The organism is Aeromonas sp. LsrichE-8G (genome assembly GCF_022869435.1).
GTDB classification, from domain to species: Bacteria; Pseudomonadota; Gammaproteobacteria; order Enterobacterales; family Aeromonadaceae; genus Aeromonas; species Aeromonas caviae.
Genome location: NZ_JALIHH010000143.1, coordinates 1 through 293, shown reverse-complemented (window position 1 = coordinate 293; position 293 = coordinate 1). Strand labels below are relative to the sequence as shown.

Below are 293 nucleotides of genomic sequence, written 5' to 3'. Positions count from 1 at the left end.
CCGGCTCAATGGTCGGGCTAGATGCGGGGATCGCCAAGCTCGCAACCCTGTCAGACGGCACGGTGTTTGAGCCCGTCAACAGCTTCAAAACCAATCAGACCAAGCTGGCAAGGCTCCAACGCCAGTTGAGCAAAAAGGTAAAGTTCGGCAGCAACTGGAAGAAACAAAAAGCCAAGATCCAGCGGCTGCACTCACATATCGCCAATACCCGCCGCGATTACCTTCACAAGGTCACAACGACTATCAGCAAAAACCACGCGATGATCGTCATTGAGGATTTGAAGGTTGCCAGC

General features: G+C 53.2%; 1 protein-coding gene. It reads left to right on the top strand.

Translation table 11 applies throughout. The features are described from left to right. On the top strand, nucleotides 1-293 hold a 293-nt coding region (locus MUW49_RS17710; RefSeq protein WP_244813031.1), incomplete at both ends, for a transposase.